Source organism: Streptomyces aidingensis (assembly GCF_900112355.1).
GTDB classification, from domain to species: Bacteria; Actinomycetota; Actinomycetes; order Streptomycetales; family Streptomycetaceae; genus Streptomyces; species Streptomyces aidingensis.
Window position 1 is genome coordinate 133,645 of the sequence record NZ_FOLM01000009.1, and the last position, 22,069, is coordinate 155,713.

At 76.3% G+C, this 22,069-nt stretch carries 16 protein-coding genes; 8 read left to right on the forward strand and 8 right to left on the reverse strand.

Going from position 1 to position 22,069, the window contains the following annotated elements:
• Positions 1-22 precede the first annotated feature (22 nt).
• Positions 23-2,548, forward strand: coding sequence for a hypothetical protein (locus BM242_RS17250; protein ID WP_175541459.1), 2,526 nt, complete (start codon positions 23-25; stop codon positions 2,546-2,548).
• A 222-nt stretch (positions 2,549-2,770) separates the two neighbouring features.
• On the opposite strand, the gene BM242_RS17255 is transcribed toward BM242_RS17250, so the two are convergent.
• On the reverse strand, positions 2,771-5,254 hold the full coding sequence (locus BM242_RS17255) for a right-handed parallel beta-helix repeat-containing protein (RefSeq protein ID WP_093839751.1): 2,484 nt from the start codon (positions 5,252-5,254) through the stop codon (positions 2,771-2,773).
• A 430-nt stretch (positions 5,255-5,684) separates the two neighbouring features.
• On the opposite strand from BM242_RS17255, the gene BM242_RS17260 reads away from it, so the two are divergent.
• The gene (locus BM242_RS17260) at positions 5,685-7,097 is read left to right on the forward strand and encodes a family 2B encapsulin nanocompartment shell protein (protein WP_093839752.1); all 1,413 of its coding nucleotides are present in this window, start codon (positions 5,685-5,687) and stop codon (positions 7,095-7,097) included.
• A gap of 100 nt (positions 7,098-7,197) precedes the next feature.
• Positions 7,198-8,634, forward strand: coding sequence for a family 2B encapsulin nanocompartment shell protein (locus BM242_RS17265; RefSeq protein ID WP_093839753.1), 1,437 nt, complete (start codon positions 7,198-7,200; stop codon positions 8,632-8,634).
• Positions 8,635-8,825: 191 nt separating this feature from the next.
• Here BM242_RS17265 and BM242_RS17270 read toward each other — a convergent pair whose 3' ends face one another.
• Entirely contained in the window at positions 8,826-9,350 is a 525-nt protein-coding gene (locus BM242_RS17270) for a DUF6643 family protein (RefSeq protein ID WP_093839754.1), read from the reverse strand.
• Between the two features lie 343 nt (positions 9,351-9,693).
• Here BM242_RS17270 and BM242_RS17275 point away from each other — a divergent pair, with 343 nt between their 5' ends.
• Positions 9,694-10,500 (forward strand): glutamate racemase, encoded by an 807-nt coding sequence (locus BM242_RS17275; protein WP_245834212.1) that lies wholly within the window; start codon positions 9,694-9,696, stop codon positions 10,498-10,500.
• Between the two features lie 31 nt (positions 10,501-10,531).
• Here BM242_RS17275 and BM242_RS17280 read toward each other — a convergent pair whose 3' ends face one another.
• The 4 genes from BM242_RS17280 to BM242_RS30860 are packed head-to-tail and all read right to left on the reverse strand — an operon-like array spanning position 10,532 to position 12,819.
• On the reverse strand, positions 10,532-10,969 hold the full coding sequence (locus BM242_RS17280) for a PTS-dependent dihydroxyacetone kinase phosphotransferase subunit DhaM (protein ID WP_093839756.1): 438 nt from the start codon (positions 10,967-10,969) through the stop codon (positions 10,532-10,534).
• Positions 10,962-11,645, reverse strand: a complete 684-nt coding sequence (gene dhaL / locus BM242_RS17285) for a dihydroxyacetone kinase subunit DhaL (protein ID WP_093839757.1) — start codon at positions 11,643-11,645, stop codon at positions 10,962-10,964. The genes BM242_RS17280 and dhaL overlap by 8 nt, the downstream gene beginning before the upstream one ends.
• Before the next feature lie 24 nt (positions 11,646-11,669).
• Complete coding sequence (gene dhaK, locus BM242_RS17290; RefSeq protein WP_093839758.1) at positions 11,670-12,665, reverse strand: dihydroxyacetone kinase subunit DhaK; 996 nt, start codon at positions 12,663-12,665, stop codon at positions 11,670-11,672.
• Positions 12,666-12,693: 28 nt separating this feature from the next.
• Positions 12,694-12,819 (reverse strand): hypothetical protein, encoded by a 126-nt coding sequence (locus tag BM242_RS30860; RefSeq protein WP_281254692.1) that lies wholly within the window; start codon positions 12,817-12,819, stop codon positions 12,694-12,696.
• A gap of 224 nt (positions 12,820-13,043) precedes the next feature.
• Between BM242_RS30860 and BM242_RS17295 the strand changes: the two genes are divergently transcribed.
• Entirely contained in the window at positions 13,044-14,999 is a 1,956-nt protein-coding gene (locus tag BM242_RS17295; protein ID WP_093839759.1) for a serine/threonine-protein kinase, read from the forward strand.
• Positions 15,000-15,139: 140 nt separating this feature from the next.
• A complete protein-coding gene (locus BM242_RS17300; RefSeq protein WP_093839760.1) occupies positions 15,140-15,634 on the forward strand; it encodes a hypothetical protein in 495 nt (164 codons plus the stop codon).
• 76 nt (positions 15,635-15,710) lie between these two features.
• Here the strand turns inward: BM242_RS17300 and BM242_RS17305 are convergent, their stop codons facing one another.
• Positions 15,711-16,835 carry an aminoglycoside phosphotransferase family protein gene (locus BM242_RS17305; protein ID WP_093839761.1) on the reverse strand — a complete coding sequence of 375 codons (1,125 nt, stop codon included), beginning with the start codon at positions 16,833-16,835 and terminating at the stop codon, positions 15,711-15,713.
• Positions 16,836-17,073: 238 nt separating this feature from the next.
• Between BM242_RS17305 and BM242_RS17310 the strand changes: the two genes are divergently transcribed.
• Entirely contained in the window at positions 17,074-18,570 is a 1,497-nt protein-coding gene (locus tag BM242_RS17310; RefSeq protein ID WP_093839762.1) for a DNA-binding protein NsdB, read from the forward strand.
• Between the two features lie 40 nt (positions 18,571-18,610).
• Here BM242_RS17310 and BM242_RS17315 read toward each other — a convergent pair whose 3' ends face one another.
• Positions 18,611-20,086 (reverse strand): PP2C family protein-serine/threonine phosphatase, encoded by a 1,476-nt coding sequence (locus BM242_RS17315; RefSeq protein ID WP_093839763.1) that lies wholly within the window; start codon positions 20,084-20,086, stop codon positions 18,611-18,613.
• A 242-nt stretch (positions 20,087-20,328) separates the two neighbouring features.
• Between BM242_RS17315 and BM242_RS17320 the strand changes: the two genes are divergently transcribed.
• Positions 20,329-21,804 (forward strand): HEAT repeat domain-containing protein, encoded by a 1,476-nt coding sequence (locus BM242_RS17320; RefSeq protein WP_093839764.1) that lies wholly within the window; start codon positions 20,329-20,331, stop codon positions 21,802-21,804.
• Positions 21,805-22,069 lie beyond the last annotated feature (265 nt).

The window sequence follows — 22,069 nt, forward strand, 5'->3', positions numbered from 1 at the left end:
CGGCCGGAGGGGAGGCCGGAGGATGGCGGGAACGACGGCGGAGGGAAACGGCGGGGAAGCACCGCCCGGCGCCCCGGCGGAACCCGGGCCGCGGTCCGCCCCGGGACCCGTACCCGCGGCGGCCCCGGCGGGGGAGCGCACCCCGGCGCCCGCGCTGGAGCTGCTGGTCCACGGCGTCGGCGGCGCCCGGCCGGAGGAGATGCTGGGCGACCCCCGCACCGAGCGGATCACCGGGGACGGCACCGCCAGCGTGCACCGCCGCACCGAGGACGCGCGGGACCGGCTCTGGGACGACCGGCAGCCCCTGCGCGAGGCGTACACCTGGTCCAACCTCACCTCCGGCAACGGTGCCCGCGCCCTGTGGCTGCTGCTGCTCCCGTTCATGATCGTCAACATGGCGCACTGGATGCGCCCCCCGGCCGGCGGCCACCGGACCACCCACCGCGTCTACGACATCGCAGGCCGGCTGCTGGCGCTGAGCCTCACCGTGCTGCTGGTCTGCGGGGCCTGCGCCGTCGCCCTGGATCTGTTCGCCTGGCAGTGCGCCGCCACCGAGTCCTGCGCCGGCCGGCGCGACTGGACCGGCTTCCTGGCCGGCGGAAACGGCTGGTGGACCGAGCCCGGCCGGCGGCTGCTGCTCGCCGCCGCGCTGCCGCTGCTGCTGATCTGGCTGCTGTGGTGGCTCTCCCACCGCACCTGGAGCGCCTACGAGTCCGCCTACCCGCCGCCGCTGGCCGAACTGCTGCGCGGGGGCGGCGACCGGGGCCGCAGGCCCGGCCCCGGCACCCGCCCCGGCGGCTCCGCCGCGGCCGGGCACCCCAACCTGCTCGCCCTGCCCGGTTTCTGGTTCGGCCGCGGCATCGTCTCCCGGCTGCGCGCCGCCCACACCTGCGCCGGTCTGCTGACCGTCGGCGGCGCCCTGCTCACCGCGAGCTGGCGGTACGACCACGGCCCGCACGGCAGCGCCCCGCTGGCCGCGGCGAGCTGGCTGCTGGCCGCCCTGCTGGTGACCGGCTGCGCCGCGGTGCTCCTGGTCATCGCGGCCCAGGGCCGCACCGAGCTGGAGTACGGCACCGCCGACGACCGCTGCCACCCGCTGATCCTCACCTGGCTGCCCGCCGCCACCGGGGTGCTGCTCGCCCTGGTCCTGCTGCACACCGCCTGGCACCGGCCCGGCTGGCACAGCACCGGCATGCACCCGGGCAACGGCGTCTTCACCGCCCTGACCGTGACCCAGGGCGTGCTGCTGGCCGTGCTCGCCGCCGCCGCGCTGCGGCTGCACCGCCGCTCCGATCCCGCCCGGCGGGGCGTGCTGGGCGGCCTGGCCGGCCCCTGCTGCGCGGTGCTGGCCTGTGCCCTGGCCGCGGTGCTCACCGGCGGCGCGGTGCAGCGGCTGGCCGACTGGCTGGACCCCGGTTCCCGGCTCGGCACCCCCGGCACCATTCCCGGGCCGACGGTGCTGCTGAGCTGGCAGGCCGCCGCCATCCCCACCCTGCTCGCCGTGGTGCTGCTGCTGGCGCTGCCCGCCGGCCTGTCGGTGTGGCGGCAGACCCGCCGGCTGGCGCCCGGGGTCCGCGACGCCTACCCCGAGGAGCAGGGCGGCGGAGCCGCGGACGACCTGCCGCACGAGCGGCACAGCCTGCGGGTCGCCGGAGCCGTGGCCCGGGCCCGGCTGACCGACTCCGCCCCCCGCCTGGTGGGCGCTGTCGGCGCCGCCGGGGTGCTGCTCGGCTTCGTGGCGGTGGCCGGGGCCGGACTCACCGGCGAGGCCCCCCGCGCCGCCGCCGAGGACACCCCGGGGCCGCTGGCCGGCTTCGCCGCGGTCAGCCAGGCGGCGGGCTCCTGGGTGATGGGGATAGGAGTCGTCCTGCTGCTGGCCGTGGGGCGCCGCGCCTACCGCGATCACGGCGCCCGCCGCACCATCGGCATCCTGTGGGACGTGGGCACCTTCTGGCCCCGCTCCGCCCATCCCTTCGCGCCGCCCTGCTACGCGGAGCGCGCCGTCCCGGACCTCACCTGGCGGATGACCCACTGGACCGGCACCACCGGAGGGACCGTGGTGATCTCCGGCCACTCCCAGGGCAGCGTGCTGGCCGCCGCCGCGGTCTGGCAGCTGGACCCGGCCACCCGGCGGCGGGTCGCCCTGCTCACCCACGGCTCACCGCTGTGCCGGCTCTACGGCCGGTGGTTCCCCAAGTACTTCGGGCCGCACGCCCTGGCCGGGCTGGCCGGGGCCGTGCCGCGCTGGCGCAACCTGTGGCGGCACACCGACCCGATCGGGGGACCGGTCGGCGTCACCGGCCCGGACGGGGCCCCGGTGGACCGGGCCGCGCTGCGCGATCCGCAGTGCTTCGGCCGCACCCCGCGGCGCCCGCTGCCGGAACCGGTGCTCGGCCACGGCGACTACGCGGCGGACCCCGCCTACGCCGAGGAACGGGCCGCCCTGCACCGGGCCCTGGCCGGGCGGCCGGCCTTCCCGGTCCCGGAGCAGCCGGCGCCCCCGCACACCCGGGGCAAGGCCCCCGGCACCGCCCCCGCCGGAGGCTAGGCCGCCCTGCCCGGCAAAGCCCTCCCCCTCCGCCCGGACGCCGTCCGGGAGGTGCCCCGGGCCCGCGACGCCCGGCACGGCACCTCGCCGCCTTGCCGGATCGGCCGAGCGGCCCGCTGCCCACCGCCCGCTGCGATGCCGGCCCTCCGCCGCGCAGCGGGCACCTCCCGAGCCCGCAGGGCCCGTCGGGCGCACCGCACCGGACGCCGCCGGCCCGGCGCCCTAGTCTGCGCCGGACAGCGGCGGCAGGTCCTCGGGGTAGAGCAGCGTCAGTTCCTCGGTGCTGGGGTCGGGCAGCCGGGCCACCCGCCCGGCGTGCCGCTCCACCATCGCCTCGAAGGTCTGCCGCGCCGTGCGCCCGTTGCCGAAGGAGGGCCCCCTGGGCAGCGCCGTGAAGTGTTTCAGCAGCGCCTCCTCGGCCCCCTCGCCCAGCGTGTACTCATGGTCCGCGGCCTGCTGCCGGACAATGCTCAGCAGCTCGTCGGGCAGATAGTCGCCGAAGGTGATGGTGCGGGAGAAGCGCGAGGCCACCCCGGGGTTCACCGCCAGGAAGCGGGCCATCTCGTCGGTGTAGCCGGCCACGATCACCACCACCGCGTCCCGGTGGTCCTCCATCAGCTTCACCAGCGTGTCGATGGCCTCACGGCCGAAGTCCCGCCCGCCGTCCTCCGGGGCCAGCGCATAGGCCTCGTCGATGAACAGCACCCCGCCGCGCGCCCGTTCGAACGCCTCCTGGGTGCGGATCGCGGTGGAGCCGATGTGCTCGCCCACCAGATCCACCCGGGAGACCTCCACCAGATGGCCGCGCTCCAGCACCTTCAGCGCGGCCAGGATCTCCCCGTAGAGCCGGGCCACCGTGGTCTTGCCGGTGCCCGGGGAGCCGGTGAAGACCAGATGACGGCGGACCGACGCGGCCTTCAGCCCGGCCGCCTGTCTGCGGCGGCCCACCTCGATCATGTTGATCAGGCTGCGCACCTCGCGCTTGACCGACTCCAGGCCGACCAGCGAGTCCAGCTCCGCCAGCACCTCCTCGGCCGGCCGGCCCGGGTCCGCACCGCCCCCCGGCCCGCCGTCGGCGGCGGGGTCCGCGGCCGGCCGGAGCGGCGCCGGGTCCGGCAGCACGGGATCGGGCAGCAGCAGGGCGGGCCCGCCGCCGGCGGCCGTCCCGGAGCCCGGCCGGGCCGTGCCCGTCACCGTCCCGGAGACCGCCGGGCTCACCGGGGCCACCGGCACCCCGGGCGGCACCGGCTCGTCACTGCGGCAGTCGCTCAGCACCGTGCCGGAGGCCGTGACAAAGGCGCCCCGGGACGCCCGCTCGGCGCGGCAGCGGTCCAGCGAGACCCGGCAGCCCTCGGTGACATGGAATCCGTAGCCGCGGGAGCCGGAGACCCGGCAGTCCCGGAACACCCCCCGGCCGCCCGCCGACACATACACCCCCGCCTCGGCGGGCGCGGTCACCGTGCAGTCCGTCACCACCGGATCGGCGCCCTTGCTCACCAGCACGCCCGTGGTCACCTCGTCGATCGAGGTGCCGGTGACCGTGCCGCCGCTCTCCGGATCGCGGAACCACACCCCGGTGCCCGCCTCCCGCACCCGGCAGGCGTCCATCCGCACCAGCGCACCGCCGCTGACCGACACCGCCGAGCCGCGTACCCGGGAGACCTCGCTGTCCACCAGATCGGCCCGGGAACCGGCGTCCAGCACGCACAGCGCGTCCGGCACCTGCCGCAGTGTGCACGCCTCCAGCACCGCGGCGGCGCCGTCGCTCACCCAGACCGCGGGATAGCTGCCGGTGGAGTCGCCGATCTCGCAGTGGTGGGCGTCCACCCGGGTCCCGGGATCCCACACCGACAGTCCGTTGCGGCCGAAGGACCGCACCGTGGAACGCACCAGGGTCAGCACCGAACGGGACCGCAGCGCCAGCGCGTTCTCCGGGATCTGGTGCACCCGGCTGTCGGAGAGGGTGAGCACCGCATCGCTCTCCAGGGCTATGCCGTCCCCGGTGGTGCCGCTGATGTCGCACTCGCCCAGATGCGCGGTGGCCCGCTCGGCCAGCCGCACCCCGGCGCCGCGGATGCCGCGGAAGGTGCACCGGGCCGCGTCCACCGCGCTGCCCTCACCGGTCACCGACAGCCCGGCGCCGCCCGCGCGCTCCACCCGGCAGCCCTCCAGCCGCAGATGGGCGGCGCCCTGCACGGCCACGCCCTGCTGGCCGGCGGTGATCTCGCAGTCCTCGAACAGGCCGCCGGCCCGGTCGGCCACGGCGATGCCGGTACCGGCCGGATTGTCCACCGAGCAGCCCCGGACCGTCGGCCGGCCGCCGCCGCGCACCGCTATTCCGGCCGCCGAGGAGGTCTTCACCCAGAGCTCGCCGAGCTCCGGCGTGCCGGATTCCACCAGCACCGCCGGCACGGTGGCGTCCTGCCCCTCCACCCGCAGCCGGGAGACGGTGGCCGAGCCGCGCACGGTCAGCGGCACGCCGTCCTCCGGGGCGATCCGGGCCGGCCCGGCCTCCGGCGAGCTGGGGCCGCGCACCACCACCGACTGCTCGATCACCAGGTTCTCCCGGTAGATGCCGGGGGCCAGTACCAGCACATCGCCGTCGGCCGCCACGGCCAGGGCCTCGGCGACCGAGGAGTAGACCGCGGTGCGGCGCCGCCAGCGCGATGTGCCGGTGTGCGTCAGATGGACGGAGCCCTCTGCCATGCCCTCAGCCATGAACCGTTGTGCCCAACCTCGTGTGTCGATCAAACGCGCGGCGACGCGTACTGGCGGCTCCACGGTAGCGCTTGCGCGGAGCGGGAGATGACCACAACTCCCCTGCGGGGCACCCGGGCCGGCCCGGGTGCCGGCGTCCCGGGCGGTGCGGCCGGAGCGCGGCGGGGGCACGGCGGGGCACGGTGCGGCGCCGCGGCGCCCCGCGTTCTCACCCAGCGCGGTTGACGCATCACCCAGGGTGCCGGTTATCGTTCCGGTGTGCGGAATCCGGCGGGTAATACCCAGAATTCCGTTGAAACTATCTTCCGGCGGCCTTCTCTTTTGAGTGATTGCCTGCCAACTCCGGGGCGCGTTAACTTCTTTGGCGCACGACAGTGCGCGGCTCAAGTTCTCGTCCTGGAGATTGGCGGAATCGCACATGACCACCTCGGTGGAACCGGCACCGGAGAACCAGACGACCGGCGTTCAGCAGAGCCTGAGCACGGCGGCGGCGCGCAATCTCGCCACCACCACCAAAACCCCTCCCCAGATGCAGGGGATCTCCTCCCGCTGGCTGCTCAAGGTGCTGCCCTGGGTACAGGTCGGCGGCGGCACTTTCCGGGTCAACCGGAGGCTGACCCACACCCTGGGCAACGGGCGGGTGGAATTCCTCTCCACCGGTGCCGAGGTGCAGGTCATCCCCGCGGAACTCACCGAACTCCCGCTGCTGCACGGATGCGAGGACGCCGAGGCACTCCAGGCCCTGGCCGGCGCCTGCGAACAGCGCGACCTCACCCCGGGGGACGTCATCGTCGAGGCCGGCAGCCCCGCCGAGTACGCCGTACTGGTGGCGCACGGCAAGATCCGGCGGCTGGTTCCCGGCGCCTACGACCAGGAGGCCGAGCTGGGGGTGCTGGCCGACGGCGACTTCACCGGCGACCAGGCGCTGGGCAGCCCGGAGGCCGGGGTCTGGGAGCACACCCTGAAGGCCGCCACCAGCGGCACCGTGCTGCTGCTGCCCCGGCGGGCGGTGCAGGAGGCCGCGGACCGCTTCCCCGGCCTGCGCGCCCACCTCCATTCCCGCAGCACGGCCGTGCCGCGGCAGCGCAACGCCCATGGCGAGGCCGACATCGGGCTGTCCTCCGGCCATCAGGGCGAGGCCGAACTGCCCGCCGCCTTCGCCGACTACGATCCGGCGCCGCGGGAGTACGAGCTCAGCGTGGCGCAGACCGTGCTCAAGGTGCACTCCCGGGTCGCCGACCTCTACAACGAGCCGATGAACCAGGTCGAGGAGCAGCTCCGGCTCACCGTGGAGGCGCTGCGCGAGCGGCAGGAGCACGAGCTGATGAACAACCGGGAGTTCGGCCTGCTGCACAACGCCGACCTCGGCCAGCGGCTGCACACCCGCACCGGCCCGCCCACCCCGGACGACATGGACGAACTGCTGGCCGCGGTGTGGAAGGAGCCCAGCGTCATCCTGGCCCACCCCAAGTCGATCGCCGCCTTCGGCCGGGAATGCAGCCGGCGCGGGCTGTACCCGTCCCCGGTCGAACTCATGGGCCGCTCGGTCACCGCGTGGCGCGGCGTCCCGGTCCTGCCGTGCAACAAGATCCCGGTGAGCGCCGCGGGCACCTCCTCGATTCTGGCCATGCGCACCGGGGAAAAGGCGCAGGGCGTGGTCGGCCTGCACCGCACCGGAATTCCGGATGAATACCAGCCGAGTCTTTCGGTGCGTTTCATGGGAATCAACGAGAAGGCGGTCATCTCTTATCTGGTGAGCGCCTACTACTCGGCGGCGGTGCTGGTGCCCGATGCCCTGGGAATCCTGGAGGACGTCGAAGTCGGCCAGTGAGGCCCGCCTCCGCAGCCCGCCGCGGCCCGCTGTACCGGGCCGCGGCGGCCCCTGAGTGTGCCCCCGTCCGCCCCGCCGACCACCGGAGGCGTTCTCCCGCATGACCACGCCCACCGACGTGCCCGTGCCCGACCCCGGATCCGCGTCCGGCGCCGCCGAGGAGCGCGCCGGCAGCCTGGCCCCGGCCGCGGCCCGCCAACTCGCCACCACCACCAAGACGCCGCCGCAGAACCGCGCCGTCACCTCCCGCTGGCTGCTGCGCGTGCTGCCCTGGGTGCCGGTCACCGCCGGCACCTACCGGGTCAACCGCCGGCTCGTCCACGAGACGGGCAACGGCCGGATCGACTTCCACGCCACCGGCACCCGGGTGCGGATGATCCCCGAGGAGCTGACCGAACTCCCCGCCCTGGCGGGTCTGGACGACCAAGCGGCGCTGCGCGCCCTGGCCGGGGCGTGCGTCCAGCGCGAGTACACCGCGGGGGAGACCGTGGCCGAGGCCGGCACCCCCGCCGAGGGCGTGGTGATGATCGCGCACGGCAAGATCCGCAAGCACGCGCCGGGCGCCTACGACACCGACACCTCGCTGGCCGTGCTGGCGGGCGGGGACTTCGCGGGCGACGAGGCCCTGCCGGCGGCGGCCGGCCCCGGCCCCGCCGTGTGGCGCTACGGGCTGACCGCGCTCACCCGCTGCACCGTGCTGGTGCTGCCGCTGGCCGAGGTGCGCCGGCTGGCCGGCGGCTCCGCCGCCCTGCGCGAACGGCTCGCGGGCGGCTCGGGGGAGGGCGCCGCCGCGCCGCCGCGCAACAGCCGCGGCGAGGCCGACATCGCCATCGCCTCCGGGCACCGCGGCGAGTCCTCGCTGCCCGCCGCCTTCGCCGACTACGACCCCGGTCCACGGGAGTACGAGCTCGGCGTGGCGCAGACCGTGCTCAAGGTGCACACCCGGGTCGCCGACCTCTACGCGGAGCCCATGGACCAGGTGCAGGAGCAGCTCCGGCTCACCGTGGAGGCGCTGCGCGAGCGGCAGGAGCACGAGCTGGTCAACAACCGGGAGTTCGGGCTGCTGCACAATGCGGCGCCGGCGCAGCGCTTCCACACCCGCGGCGGCCCGCCCGCCCCCGACGACCTCGACCTGCTGATCTCCCGGCGGCGCAACACGCACTGCCTGCTGGCCCATCCGCGCGCCCTGGCGGCCATCGGCCGGGAGTGCAACCGCCGCGGAGTGACGCCGGGGGAGACGGAGTTCCAGGGCCGGCGGGTGCGCGCCTGGCGGGGCATCCCGCTGCTGCCCTGCGACAAGATCCCGGTCAGCCGGCAGGGGGTGACCTCCGTGCTGGCGATGCGCACCGGGGTGGAGAAGCAGGGCGTGGTCGGGCTTCATCAGCCCGGCATCCCGGAGGAGATCGAGCCCAGCCTGAACGTCCGTTTCATGGGCATCAACGAGCAGGCCGTGATCGGCTATCTGGTGTCGGTCTATTTCTCCGCCGCCGTGCTGGTCCCCGATGCCCTCGGGATCCTGGAGGACGTCGAAGTCTGATCCGGGCGGCGCCCCGCGGGCAGCCCCCGGAAGCGGCCGGCCCGACCACCCCGTCAGGGCACCGTCCCCGCGCCCGCCGGGGTCCGCGGCCGGCCGCCGCGGCATGTTCCGCTGTGCTGCTGTCTGCTGCTGTCCGCTGCTGTCTGCTGTGTCCGCGCTCCTCGTCGCCCGGGCCGGCCGGTGGACCGCCGTCAGTACCCGGGGCCCGGGTACTGGTAGGGGTGCTGCTGGCCGTACGGGTCCTGGTAGCCGCCGGGCGCCTGGCGCGGGGCGGGCGGCCGGGGCGCCGCCGGACGGCCCGCCTGCGACGGGTACATCTGCGGCTGCGGCTGCTGGGGCGGCTGCGGTGCGGGCTGGGCGTACGGCCGCGCCGGCGAGGCCTGCTGCGGGATGTAGGGCGCCGCCGGCTGCGCGGCCGGCCCGGGGGCCGCCGGGATCGGCTGGCGCATCGGCGCCTGGTAGCCGGTCTGCGGCGGCGGCACGTGATGGGCCACCGGCTGCGGCGAGGACGGCCCGGAGGGCAGGGCCGGCAGCGCCGCCGGCAGCGCGGGGGCGGAGGTGAACTGGGGGAGCGCGTCGTAGGCCGACGGCACCCGGATGGGGGCGATCTGCGGGGTACCCCGCTCGGCCACCAGCCTGTCGTAGATCGGGGTGTCCGGGAAGGGCGGCGGCGAGGAGTAGTAGCCGCCTGAGTAGGACGAGCGCGGGGAGGTCATGCGACATAAGGTAAGCCCACGATGTGCTCGTTGGGGAGACCGATTAGAGGGTCATTTCGCTCGATCATGCTGACTCTGGGTCCCCAAGAAGAGTGAATTCAGCATATAAGCCGAATTCCCCTTTTTGTTCCTCGGTGCGGGCCGGTTCCGCTCCGGAGGCCGTCTCCGCAGGTCACCAACGGCGCGACGGGCGAGACCACGGGGCCGGGCGGGGCGCACGGTGCACAACGCCATGCGCCCGCCATTCACGCGGAACACCCCGGACACCCGGTCTCCGAGGCAGGCACACCGCGCCCGCCGCCACCCCGCCCGCCGGGCCGCCCCCGGCCCGTACCCTGGGTCCGTGAAGATCGCGCTCATCGACTCCGGGCTGGGACTGCTGGCCGCCGCGGCTGCCGTGCGCCGGGCCCGGCCGGATGCCGGCCTGGTGCTGTCCAACGACCCCTCGGGCATGCCCTGGGGGCCGCGCACCCCACGGGACATCACCGAGCGCGCCCTGCGCTGCGCGCGCGCCGCCCTGGCCGAGCGGCCGGACGCGCTGATCGTGGCCTGCAACACCGCCTCCGTGCACGCGCTCGCCGCGCTGCGCGCCGAGCTGGAGCCGGCCGTACCCGTGATCGGCACCGTGCCCGCGGTCAAGCCCGCGGCGGCGGCCGGCGGGCCGGTCGCCGTCTGGGCCACCCCGGCCACCACCGGCAGCCCCTATCAGCGGGCCCTGATCCGCGACTTCGCCGGCGGCACGCAGACCGCCCAGGTGCCCTGCCACGGCCTGGCCGACGCCGTGGAACGGGCCGACACCCGGTCCGTGGTGACCGCCGTGGAGGCGGCCGCCGCACTGACCCCGGCCGCCACCCGGGACGTGGTGCTCGGCTGCACCCACTACGAGCTGGTCGCCGAGGAGATCCGGCAGCGGCTGGCGCGGCGTACCGGGGCACCGGTGCGGCTGCACGGCTCGGCCCGCGCCGTCGCCGCCCAGGCCCTGCGCCGCCTGGGCGCCGCCCCGGCGCCGGACGCCCCCGCCACCGGCACCGTCCGGCTGCTGGCCGACGGCGCCCCGGTCCCGCTCCCCGCCGCCGCGCTCGGCTACCCCGAGGGCCGGCTGCTGGCCGCCCCGGCGCCGCTGCCGGCCCCGGCGCGCCCGCTGCCCTGACCGGGCGGATACCGGGCGGATACCGGGCGGATCAGCGTTTGCGCAGCCGGTAGGCGTCTTCGGCGGCGGCCGTCACGGCGGCGAGATCGCCCCCGGCGGCGGCCGTGACCGCGGCGCCCACCGCACCCTCCAGAAAAGGCGCGTCCAGCAGCCGGGTGTCCGGCGGCAGCCCGCCCCCGGCGTCCTCGGCCAGCAGCGCCCGTACGGTCAGCACCGCACTGCCCAGGTCGGCCAGCACCGCCACCCCGGCCCCCCGGTCGGCCCGCCGGGCCGCCTCGGTGATCCGTTCCGCGCTGGTGCCCAGGCCGCCGTCCGGCAGGCCGCCGGCCGGTTCCAGCGGCACGCCCGCCGCCCCGCCGGCCAGCGCCGCCGCCAGCCTGACCACCGCCTCGGCCGCCTCCGCGCTGTGCGACACCAGCACAATGCCCACCGGCCGCGCAGGGCCGCCGCGCCCGGTGTGCTCAGTCATCCGGGCTCCCCGCCGCCTCCGCCGCGGTCTCGGCCAGCGCCGTGACCAGCAGGGCCGCGGACGCCGCGCCCGGGTCCTGGTGCCCGATGCTGCGGTCGCCCAGCAGACTGGCCCGCCCGCGCCGGGCCCGCAGCGGCACCGTGGCCAGGGCGCCCGCCACGGCCGCCCGCCGCGCCGCGTCGAAGGACTCCGGCAGCGCCTCGGCGGCCGGCACCAGCGCGTCCAGCATGGTCTTGTCCCCCGGCGCCGAACCGCCCAGCGCGCCCACCGCCGCCACCCCCGCGGCCAGTGCCGCGGCGAACTCGGCGGAGGACACCCGGGGCGCCTCCGTGCCGAGTTCACCGCCGGTGCGCCGCAGCAGGGTGCCGTACAGCGGACCCGACGCCCCGCCCACGGTGGACACCAGGGTCCGGCCGGCCAGCGCCAGCACGGCGCCCGGTGTGGCGGGCGGGTCCTCGGCCAGCGTCCCGGTCACCGCCCGGAAGCCGCGCCGCATGTTGGCGCCGTGATCCGCGTCGCCGATCGCCGCGTCCAGCTCGGTCAGCCGGTCCGCCTCCCGGTCGACCGCCGCCGCGGCGGCGGTCAGCCAGCGCACCACGAAATCCGCGTCCAGCCCGGCCGCCCCCCGCGGGGCACCGGCCGGAGCGCCGCCGTCCTGAGCCCTGTCCCGTTCCATCGTCTCCGTCCCTCCGGACAGCCGTCAGCGGCCCCGGCGCAGGGCCGCGGTCCGCACCGGTGCGTCCCACAGCCGCAGCAGTTCCTCGTCCGCCTGACACAGCGTCACCGAACAGCCGGCCATGTCGAGCGAGGTCACATAGTTGCCCACCAGGGTGCGGGCCACCGCGACCCGCCGCTCGGCCAGTACCCGGTGCACCTCGGCGGCGAACCCGTACAGCTCCAGCAGCGGGGTCGCCCCCATGCCGTTGACCAGCAGCAGCACCGGGCTGTCCGGCCGCAGGTCCTCGACCACCGCGGCCACCGCCGCGTCCGCGATCTCCCCGGAGGTCATCATCGGCCGCCGCTCCCGCCCCGGCTCGCCGTGGATCCCGATGCCCAGCTCCAGCTCCCCGGGCGGCAGATCGAAGGTCGGGGCGCCCCTGGCCGGGGTGGAGCAGGCGCTCAGCGCCACCCCGAAACTGCGCGTGGACTCGGCCACCCGGCGGGCCACCGACGCCACCCGCACCAGCGGCGCGCCCTCCTCGGCTGCCGCCCCGGCGATCTTCTCCACGAAAAGCGTGCCGCCGGTGCCGCGCCGCCCGGCGCTCTCGCCGTCCTCGCTCACCGCCACGTCGTCCCGCAGCACGACCGTGGAGACCTGCACCCCCTCGTCCTCGGCCAGTTCCGCGGCCATGGTGAAGTTGAGCACGTCGCCGGTGTAGTTCTTGACCACGAACAGGACGCCCTCGCCGCTGTCCACCGCCGCCGCGGCCCGCACCATCTGGTCCGGCACCGGGCTGGTGAAAACCTCGCCCGGGCAGGCGGCGTCGAGCATGCCCGGCCCCACGAAGCCGGCGTGCAGCGGCTCGTGTCCGGAGCCGCCGCCGGAGAGCAGGGCCACCTTGCCGGCCACCGGCGCGTCCCGGCGGACCACGATCCGCCGCTCCACGTCCACCGTCAGCAGGTCCGGATGGGCGGCGGCCAGACCCCGCAGCGCGTCCGCCACCACCCGTTCCGGCACATTGATCAGCATCTTCATGCGGCCTCCCGTCAGGGCAGGCCGGACATCACCGATCCCACCCGTAGCCGTCCTCGTCGTCCCAGCCGACCTCGCGGTCGTCGTCCATACGCGGATTGCGCAGCTCCGGGCGCGGCTCGGCGCCCGCTTCCTCGGCGAACTCCTCAGGGTCCATGGCACTCATGATGCATGCCGCTCCCGGCGGCGCGGACGAAGGGCACGTCGCCGCGCGCGGTCGCGCCCGGCCGCCGTCCGGAAGCCGTACCCGCCGCGCGCCCCCGGCAACCCGTACTCACCCGTACGCGCGGGGCGGCCGGCCGGGGATCCGCCGGGGATACTGGGTAGGCAGAGAAAGATCGCCGGAATTCCGACGGGCACAACGGGGGTGAGAGACGCGCGATGGCGGAGAACACCACGCTGATCCACGGCCGTTACGAGCTGATCGAGCAGATCGGGCGCGGCGGCATGGGCCAGGTGTGGCGTGCCAGGGACGAGGCGCTCGGCCGGCAGGTGGCCGTCAAATGCCTTCAGCCGCTCGGCGGCGCCCAGCGCGACGAGGACGCGCTGCGCGGTCTGCGCGAACGGTTCCGGCGCGAGGCCCGGGTGGCCGCCTCGCTCCAGCATCGCGGCATCACGGTGGTGCACGACTTCGGCGAGTACGACGGAACGCTCTATCTGGTGATGGAACTGCTGGACGGCCAGAACCTCAGCGAACTGCTGACCGCCCGGCAGGCCGCACCGCTGCCCGAGCCGGAGATCGCCGACATCGCCCACCAGGTCGCCGCCGCACTGGCCTACACCCATGCCCAGGGCGTGGTGCACCGGGATCTCAAGCCCGCCAATGTGATGCGGCTGGCCGACGGCACGGTCAAGATCCTGGACTTCGGCATCGCCCGGCTGGCCCACGACATCGGGCTCAACGCCAAGCTGACCAGCACCGGCATGGCGATGGGCACGCCGCACTACATGTCCCCGGAGCAGATCTCCGGCGGCGCCGTGGACCACCGCAGCGACCTGTACTCGCTGGGCTGTGTCCTCTACGAACTGGCCACCGGAGCACCGCCGTTCGACCTCGGCGACCCCTGGGCGATCCTGGTGGGCCACCGGGAGACCCCGCCCGAGCCGCTGCGCTCCCTGCGCGCGGAGCTGTCCCCGTCCCTCGAACGGCTGATCCTGGAGCTGCTGGCCAAGGACCCGGCCGACCGTCCGCGGGACGCCGCCGACCGGGCCCGGCGGCTGGTGCTGGACAGCGCCCGGGCCGAGACCGCCGCCCCGGCCGCGGGGCGCAGCGGGCAGCCGGCGGAGCACGTCCGGCCGGAGCCGCTGCCGCCCTGGACCCGCGGCATGCGGCCCGGCGGCCGGGCCAGCGGCACCTGGTCGCTGCGCGAGCCGTCGCCGGACCGGTCCGCGGGGCTGACCGGGCAGTGGACGGCACCGGCCCTGCCGCCCGCCGCCGCCTCCTCCTCCGGTGCCGCGCCCGGTGCGCCGGGGAGCATCGGACGGCCGGCCGGGGGCGGGCCGCCGCCGGTTCCGGCGCCGCCCCCGCCGACGTCGCCGCCCGCGCTGCCCGCGCCGCGCGGCGGCCCCTCCCCGGAGTATCTGGCGGCGCTGGCCGGACGCCACCGGGCGGGCATCGGCCAGGGGCTGCTGGGCCACTGGGAGGAGGCCCTCCGGGTGCACGGCGCGGTGGCCGCCGAACGCGACCGGGCCCTCGGCAGCGAGCACCCCGACACCCTGGCCAGTCACTACGAGGCCGCCTACGCGCTGGGGCGGCTGGGCCGCTGGGACCAGGCGCTGCCCGCCCACCAGCGGGTCGCCGAGGCGCGCGCCCGCACCCTCGGCCCCCGCCACCCGGACACCCTGGTCTCCCGCTACGAGACCGCCGTGGGCCTGAGCCGGCTGGGCCGGCCGGCCGAGGCCATGGAGGTCTACCGCGAGCTGGTCGCCGCCCGTACCCACACCCAGGGCCGCAGCCACCCGGAGACGCTGCGCGCCCGGCACGGACTGGGCGTCAGCCTGGGCCGGCTGGGCCGTTGGGAGGAGGCGCTGGCCGAGGCCCGCGCGGTCTGCGCGCTGCGCTCCGGCACCCTGGGCCCGGACGACCCGGACACCCTGGTCAGCCGGCGCGAGATCGCGGTGGCGCTGGGCTGGCTGGGCCGCTGGGACCAGGCGCTGGAGGAGTACCGCCGGGTGCGGCTCAGCCGTGAGCGGGTACTGGGCCCGGAGCATCCGCAGACCCTGGCCAGCCGCAAGGACGAGGCGCACTGCCTGGAGCAGCTCGGCCGCGCCGCCGAAGCCGCCGAACTTGCCCGCGGGACCGCCGTGCTGCCGGAGGGCGCGGCGGGCGGCGGCTGAAAGCCGGGGACGACCGCGGAACCCGCGGGCGGCATTGTCCGGCGGCGGACCCTGCGGCATCCCGGTGCCCCGGTGTTCCGGGGGTTCCGGGGGTTCCGGCCTCGCACGGAGCAGCTCCGGCCGCCGCGTACCATGGCCGCATGTCGTTTCTCCGCCGCCGCAGCCCGTCTCCCGCCGGACCGGACTTCGACGTCCTGGCCATGGACCCCGGGGACTGGCCGGGCATCCTGGGCGCGGGGGTGCTGCCCGGCCCGGACGGCAGCTGCCAGGGCGTGGTGCTGCGGTACGACCTTTTCGGGGGCCGCGGACCGGCCATGGTGATCGGCAACCTGCCCCAGGGCTCGCCGGCCCGGGAGGTGGCCGAGGACGAGGTGCCGTTCGAGGTGACCCAGCTGCTGGCGGCGCTGGGCATGGACGAGGAGGTGCGGGCCACCGGCAGCGAGCAGCTCCCGGTGATGCACGACGGCAACCTGCTGATCGTCCGCCGTGTCGTCTGCTCCGAAGGGCGGATCGCCTGTGTGCAGTTCGACCGCAGCGACGGTGTTCTGGTGACCATCGCCAGCTGGGACCGGCCGATCACCGAGGATCTCTACCGGCTGCTGAAGCCGCTGCCCGCCGAGATGTTCCAGCAGTGAACCACCGTCCCGGCGGCCGGTGGCACGGTTCTCCTCCGTGGCGGCCCCGGCCCGGCACGGGCCGGGGCCGCCACGGTCAGCGGGTTCCCACCGCGGCCCGTACCGCCCGGCGCGCCATGGCGCAGTCCTCGTGCAGCCGGCGCAGCAGCAGCCGCTGCTGCTCCCCGTAGGCCATGGCCCCGGGCCGTGGTTCGCCGTCCGCGCCCTGTGCCTCGGGCGCCCGCATGGCCCGCTGCACCGCCTGCTCGCAGAGCCGCATCTCCCGGGTCAGCACCAGCATCAGATTCACCAGGAAGCCGTCCCGGCTCTCCGGACCGGCGAGCTGCGCGGCCTGGCTGATCTGCCGCCGGGCGGCCGGCGCGTCCCCGAGCACCGCCCACAGCGTGGCCAGGTCGTAGCCGGGCAGATACCATCCGGCGGCGTCCCAGCTCACCAGCACCGGGCCGCCCGGGGCCAGCAGCACATTGGCCGGCACCGCGCCGCCGTGGCAGAACTGGCGCGGCAGTTCCCGCCGGCCCCTGGCGCACAGCCCGTGCAGCAGCGTCTGAAGGTCGCTCACATCCCGGTCGGTGAGCAGGCCCTGCCCGTGGTAGCGGGCGATCCGGGCCGGATAACCGATCGCCGGGGCGAAGGTCTCGGCCGGCGGCTGCCAGCGGTTGAGCCGGTGCACCGCGCCCAGCACGGCGCGCAGGTCGGGCGCGGCCGGCGGGGTCTCCGGGTGCCGCCGGGCCGCCGCGGGCCTGCCGGGCACATATTCCATGACCAGGGTGCCGGTGCCCGGATCGGCAGCGATCAGCCGGGGCGCACGGACCGGCGGACGGTGCCTGACGAAGGTCCGGTACATGGCTATTTCCTGGCGCATCCGCTCGGCCATCGCCGGATTGGGTGTCAGCAGGCACTTGGCGACCGCGGCGCGGCGGCCGATCGTACCGGCCAGCAGGACCGAGCGCAGGCCGTCCCGGAGCACCTGCGCCGGGGAGAACTCCGGGCAGAGCTCCCGGACCGCGGAGAGCGCGGCACGCAGCCGTGCCCCCCGGGTCCCGGACAGGTCGAGCCGGCCCCCGGCGGGTACCGGGCCGGGCCGGCGGGCGGCACGGCGCGCGCGCTCGCCATCGCCGGCCGGGTGGCCGCCGGGGACGGCGCCGGGTGGCGCGAGCAGCGGGCGGGTCCGGGGATACGGGGGGGAGGGAGCTGGATACATGTGCGGGCTTCGGTCCCTTCGTGCGCCGGACGATTCGCGGCAGCGCACCCGGTCCGGGGCCGGCGGAACGCCCTGGGGAAGCGTTCGCCGTGCCCCGGGCCGGGGTGGCGCGGTTCTACCCCAGCGCGGCCCGCGGGTGGCACACCATCTGGCGGACCCTGGCGAACCCTGGCGAATGGCCCGGCGGGCACCGTCCGGGGGCTAGGGTCAACTCAGCCGAGATTCTGGGGGCTTGACAGTGAACAGGAAACCCAACAGCCGGCTGGCGGATCTCTTCGCCCTCGCCGGGTGGTCAAAGGGCGAGCTGGCCCGTCTGGTCAACAGGCAGGCGGCGGCCCTCGGCCATCCCCAGCTCGCCACCGACACCTCCCGGGTACGGCGCTGGATCGAGCTGGGCGAGACCCCCCGCGATCCGGTGCCGGAGGTGCTGGCGACCCTGTTCACGGAGCGACTCGGCCGTGTCGTGACCATCGAGGATCTGGGGTTGCGCCGGCCAGGAGAGGCGGGAAGGCGCAAGGCGGCCACGGTGGCCGCCGGTCTTCCCTGGGATTCCCGGCGGACAGCCGCGGTCCTCACCGAATTCACGGGAATGGACCTCATGCTCAACCGACGCGGCATGGTGGGTGCGGGCGCCGCGCTCGCCGCAGGATCAGCACTCAGCGACGCCCTCTGGGACTGGCTGCGGACGTCTCCCGGCCCGGCACCGGGGGCCAACACGGACATCTCCGGCCTGGACCGCTACGAGGCCGCGCCGGTGGGATCGGAGGAGATCGACGCCCTGGAGCGCGCGGTGGAGATCTTCCGCGCCTGGGACGCCCAGCGCGGCGGCGGACTCCAGCGCAAGGCGGTGGTCGGACAGCTCAACGAGGTCGGCGGGATGCTCGCCTACCACCATCCGCCGCAGGTGCAGCGCAGGCTGTGGGGGGTGGCGGCCAATCTGGCGGTCCTGGCCGGCTGGATGTCGCACGACGTCGGCATGGAGCCGACCGCGCAGAAGTACTTCATCATCGCGGTGCACGCGGCCCGGGAGGGCGGCGACCGGCCGCGGGCGGGCGAGGCGCTGTCCCGGGCCGCCCGGCAGATGGTGCATCTGGGCCGGCCGAACGAGGCCGTCGACCTGATGCAGCTCGCCAAGTCGGGGCTGGGCGAGGAGGCCCTGCCGCGCACCCGGGCCATGCTGTGGACGGTGGAGGCCTGGGCGCAGGCCGCCATGGGCCGGGGCCAGGCGATGCGGCGCACCCTGGGCGAGGCGGAGGAGCTGTTCGTCTCGGACCGGGGGGACGTGCCGCCGCCGAGCTGGATGCAGATGTTCGACGAGGCGGATCTGCACGGCATGCAGGCGCTGGCCTACCGCACCCTGGCCGAGCACGAGCCCGCGGCGGCCCGTACCGCCCAGCAGCACGCCCAGCAGGCGCTGGAGCTGCGCGGGCAGGGCCGCACCCGCTCGCTGATCTTCGATCACCTCTCGCTGGCCTCCGCCTGCTTCCTGGGCGACGACCCGGAACAGGCCGACAAGTACGCGCGACTGGCGCTGAACAGCATCGGCGACACCTCCTCGCACCGCACCTGGGACCGGCTGCGCGAGATGTACCGGCTCACCGGCGCCTACACGGGACACCGGCAGATCGACACCCTGCGCGAGGAGATCGAGCAGGCGCTGCCCGCCGCGCCCCGGGACGCCGGCGGGGGCGGCACCGTCAAGACCGTCGATCCCGGCCTGGTCCGGCCCGTCTGATCGCGGCCCCGTCCGGGCGCCGCGGCCCGGGCCGGGCCGGTCAGGCGGTCACGCGGGCCACCAGCACGCAGGCGTCGTCCTGGCGCTCGCCCGGGGCGGCGGCGCAGGTTTCGCCGATCAGCCGCAGGGCCTCGGCCGCGCTGGGCGCGGCGGACAGGTCCCGGGCCAGTGCCAGCAGACGCGGCTCGCCGTCCCGGTCCGCCGGTCCGCCGCCGGGGAAGAGCCCGTCGGTGTGCAGCACCAGCACGTCGCCGGGGCGCAGCGCCTCCTCGTGCTCCCGGTAGGCGGCGCCGCTGACCGAGCCCAGCAGCGGGCCGGCCGGCCGCGGCAGCGCACGTCCGCCGCCGTCCCGGCACAGCACCGGTGCCGGGCTCCCGGCCTGGGCCCACGCCAGGGTCCCGGTCCCGGGCCGGTAGCGGCAGCACACGGCCGCGGCCAGCACCGGGTGGCTGCCGCCGTCCAGCAGCTCGCCGAGATGGGCCAGCGCCGTGCCCGGCGCGGCCCCGGTCAGCGCGATGCCGCGCAGCGCGCCCAGCGCCATGGCGGCGCCGGTGACCGCCGCGGGGCCGTGGCCGGAGAGATCGCCGGCGGTCAGCATCAGGCCCCCGCCGGGCAGGTCCAGCGCGTCGAACCACTTGCCGCCCGGCACCGCACCGGGACCGGCGGGCAGATAGCGGGCCGCCAGCTCCAGGCCGCCCGGCCCGCCGGGGCGGGCGGCGGTCTCCGGCAGTGCCAGCCAGGGGGCCGCCGACATCCGCTGGAGCTCGATCGCCAGCCGGTGGTCCGCCCGGTCCTCCTCCCGCGGCCCGGGCGGACCGCCGTTCACCTCTCCGGCCGCAACCGGGCCGTCCGGATCCGGGCCGCCGGCCGGCTGCGCGGGGGCCTCGCGCAACTGGCTGACGTCCCGCACCAGCGCCCACATGGCGATGGTGCCGCCGGCCTCGTCCAGCACCGGCTCCCCGGCGAACTGGAGAATCCGGCGGGTGCCGTCCGGCCGGAGGACGCGGAACTCGCAGCCGGCCGGCTGGCCGTCGACCAGACACCGGGTGACCGCCCCGGTCAGCGCCGGCTGGTCGTCCTCCACCAGGCAGGACGGCAGCTCGTCCAGGGTCAGCGGTCCCTCCTGGGCGGTGCGTCCGAACATGCCGAGCAGTTCGTCGGTCCAGGCCACCTCGTCGGTGAGCAGGCTCCACTCGGCGGTGCCCATCCGCCCGCCCAGCCGGGCGCGCCCGGCCGGCGCGGGCCGCCCCGGGGCCGGGACGCCGAGGCCGGCGAGCTGCTCCAGCCGGTCCCGGGCGTCGTCCAGCTGCCGCAGCGCCAGCTCCCACAGCGCCCGCCGCATCCGCTCCCCGCCCGCCGCGCCGGAGGAATTCGCGTCGCGCACGGCCTCGGCGGTCTGGCGCAGCCCACGGGTCCGCGCGATAAGGTCCTCAAGCGTCGCCCGGCGGGCGGCGTCGCCCGGCGGCTCCTTGGCCGGGCGCGGAACGGAGTGCTGCGGGTGCTGGGAGGAGGGCATCACGATTCCCGATGCGAAGCTGGCCGGGGCCGTGCGGAGCCCGGCGCGGACGAGAACCGACTCTGGCACAGCGCGCCCGGGACCGTAAGGGTTTTGGCCGCTCAGTGGCCCTGTCGTGATCAACGGCCGCCGCCGGCGGGCGTGGCCGGCGAGGCCGCCGGAGCCGCCGTGCCGACCGCCCGCCCGGTGCGCCGACGGAAATCCCGTTGCCAGCGCAACCCCTTCCCCGGATGCTGACTCATATGTTCGCCAGTCCAGTCGAAACAGACATAGCGCCCAGCGGGTCCCTGCTCGGGCTGCTCCAGCGCGGGCGGGGGGACGGCGCGCTGCACGCGCTCGCCGCCCCGCGCCCGGAGGCGGTGGCCGCCGTGGAGCACTGTGTGCTCAACGACCCCCGGCGGGACTGGCAGGTGGAACACCGCTCGCTCTACTACGCCCGGCTGTACGCGGAGCTGGGCGCGGACCTGACCGCGATCGCCGGCCATCTCGGGCACCCGGAGGACGCCGCCGCGGGTGATCCGCTCACCGGCGAGGGCGTCCCGGAGGAACGCACCGGCCTGGCCCTGTCCGTCCTCGGCCATCTGGTGTCCTACGGCGACACCCGCGCGCTGGACCTGCTGCGCCGCTACGCGCTGCGCGGCGCCAACTGGCGCTGGGCCCTGGACGAACTGGCGGTCCGGGACGACGACCGCGGACTGCGCGCGCTCGGCCCCGGAATCCTGGAGCGGTTCCCGGCCACCGAGGAGGGCGAGGCGGCGCTCGGCGCCGCCGCCCGCGACGCCTTCGAGCCCCGCCCCTGGCGGATCTGGGCCGAGGACCGCAACCGTCCCGCGCAGGCCGCCCGGGTACGGCGCGCCCTGGAGAGCGGCGCCTTCGACCGCTGGCGCCGGCAGCTGCGCCCGCCGCGCCCGCAGCCGGGCTGGAGCGTGGCCTCGGTGCTCGGGTGGGTGGCCGAGGGGCAGCTGCTCGACCCGCCGCAGTGGCGCGAGGCCCCGGCCGCGCGATGTCTGGCCGCGGTCGCCGGACCGGGGGACCGCCCGGCGCTGCTCACCGCGGCCGGCCGGGCCGAGCCCGCGGTGCGCGCCGCGGCCCTGCGCCATCTGGCGGAACGGGAGGATCCCGCGGCACTGGATCTGATCGAGGCGGCCGGCGCGGACCCGCGCCGGGAACTGGCCGAGGCGGCCGGACGCGCGCTGTCGCGGATGTCCGGGCCGCAGGCCCTGGAACGGGCCCGCGGCTGGGCCTGCCGGGAGGACGAACTCGGCGCCGCCGCCGCGGCGCTGCTGGCCGTGCGCGGCGGCGCGGCCGACGGCGGGCTGGTGCTTCAGGCGCTGCGCCGCACGGTGCGCGCCCAGGGGCCGGACGGCGATCCGGGCGCCCTGTGGCCGCTGGTGGACGGTGCCGGCCGGCTCGGCCTGGCGGCTGCCGCGCCGGTGCTGCGCCACGTCTACCGGGAGACCGTCTCCTCCCAGCTGCGGGGGCGGACGGCGGTGGCGCTGGCCGCCACCGACCCCTCCTTCGCGGCGGGTTTCGCGGTGGAATGCCTGTGGGACTGCGAGGAGGACACCCGCGCCGTGGGTGCCCGCCATGCCACCACCGGGGACGCCCGGGTGGTGGAGCGGCTGCGCAGCCTGGCCGCGGACCCGGCCGAGGAGGCCGGGGTGCAGACGGCGGTGCGGGGCCGCCTGCACGAACCCCCGCGTCCCCCCGCTTCCTGAACCGTCCGCGGCCGGTGCGCCGCCCCGCCCGTTGCGCTGCCCGACGCGCAGTCCGGCGGAGCCGTGCCCGTGGTGCCCGGGCGGTCCCGGCATCGGCGGTCCCGCGGCGGCGGGAGTCCCGTGGGTGACCGGAGAATGGCCGAAAAGCGCTCAACCGACTTCCGTATCGATCGCATATACCCGGCGTGTGCGCCCGGCTACGCCGGAGGCGACTTGCTCATGACACGTTTCCCGGGCGGCCACGCGGATGTGGCGCCCCGAACGC

Coding starts and splice junctions, on each gene's coding strand:
- BM242_RS17250 (WP_175541459.1), top strand. CDS start 23: ATGGCGGGAACGACGGCGGAGGGAAACGGCGGGGAAGCACCGCCCGGC.
- BM242_RS17255 (WP_093839751.1), bottom strand. CDS start 5,254: ATGGCAGAGGGCTCCGTCCATCTGACGCACACCGGCACATCGCGCTGG.
- BM242_RS17260 (WP_093839752.1), top strand. CDS start 5,685: ATGACCACCTCGGTGGAACCGGCACCGGAGAACCAGACGACCGGCGTT.
- BM242_RS17265 (WP_093839753.1), top strand. CDS start 7,198: ATGACCACGCCCACCGACGTGCCCGTGCCCGACCCCGGATCCGCGTCC.
- BM242_RS17270 (WP_093839754.1), bottom strand. CDS start 9,350: ATGACCTCCCCGCGCTCGTCCTACTCAGGCGGCTACTACTCCTCGCCG.
- BM242_RS17280 (WP_093839756.1), bottom strand. CDS start 10,969: ATGACTGAGCACACCGGGCGCGGCGGCCCTGCGCGGCCGGTGGGCATT.
- dhaL (WP_093839757.1), bottom strand. CDS start 11,645: ATGGAACGGGACAGGGCTCAGGACGGCGGCGCTCCGGCCGGTGCCCCG.
- dhaK (WP_093839758.1), bottom strand. CDS start 12,665: ATGAAGATGCTGATCAATGTGCCGGAACGGGTGGTGGCGGACGCGCTG.
- BM242_RS30860 (WP_281254692.1), bottom strand. CDS start 12,819: ATGGACCCTGAGGAGTTCGCCGAGGAAGCGGGCGCCGAGCCGCGCCCG.
- BM242_RS17295 (WP_093839759.1), top strand. CDS start 13,044: ATGGCGGAGAACACCACGCTGATCCACGGCCGTTACGAGCTGATCGAG.
- BM242_RS17300 (WP_093839760.1), top strand. CDS start 15,140: ATGTCGTTTCTCCGCCGCCGCAGCCCGTCTCCCGCCGGACCGGACTTC.
- BM242_RS17305 (WP_093839761.1), bottom strand. CDS start 16,835: ATGTATCCAGCTCCCTCCCCCCCGTATCCCCGGACCCGCCCGCTGCTC.
- BM242_RS17315 (WP_093839763.1), bottom strand. CDS start 20,086: ATGCCCTCCTCCCAGCACCCGCAGCACTCCGTTCCGCGCCCGGCCAAG.
- BM242_RS17320 (WP_093839764.1), top strand. CDS start 20,329: ATGTTCGCCAGTCCAGTCGAAACAGACATAGCGCCCAGCGGGTCCCTG.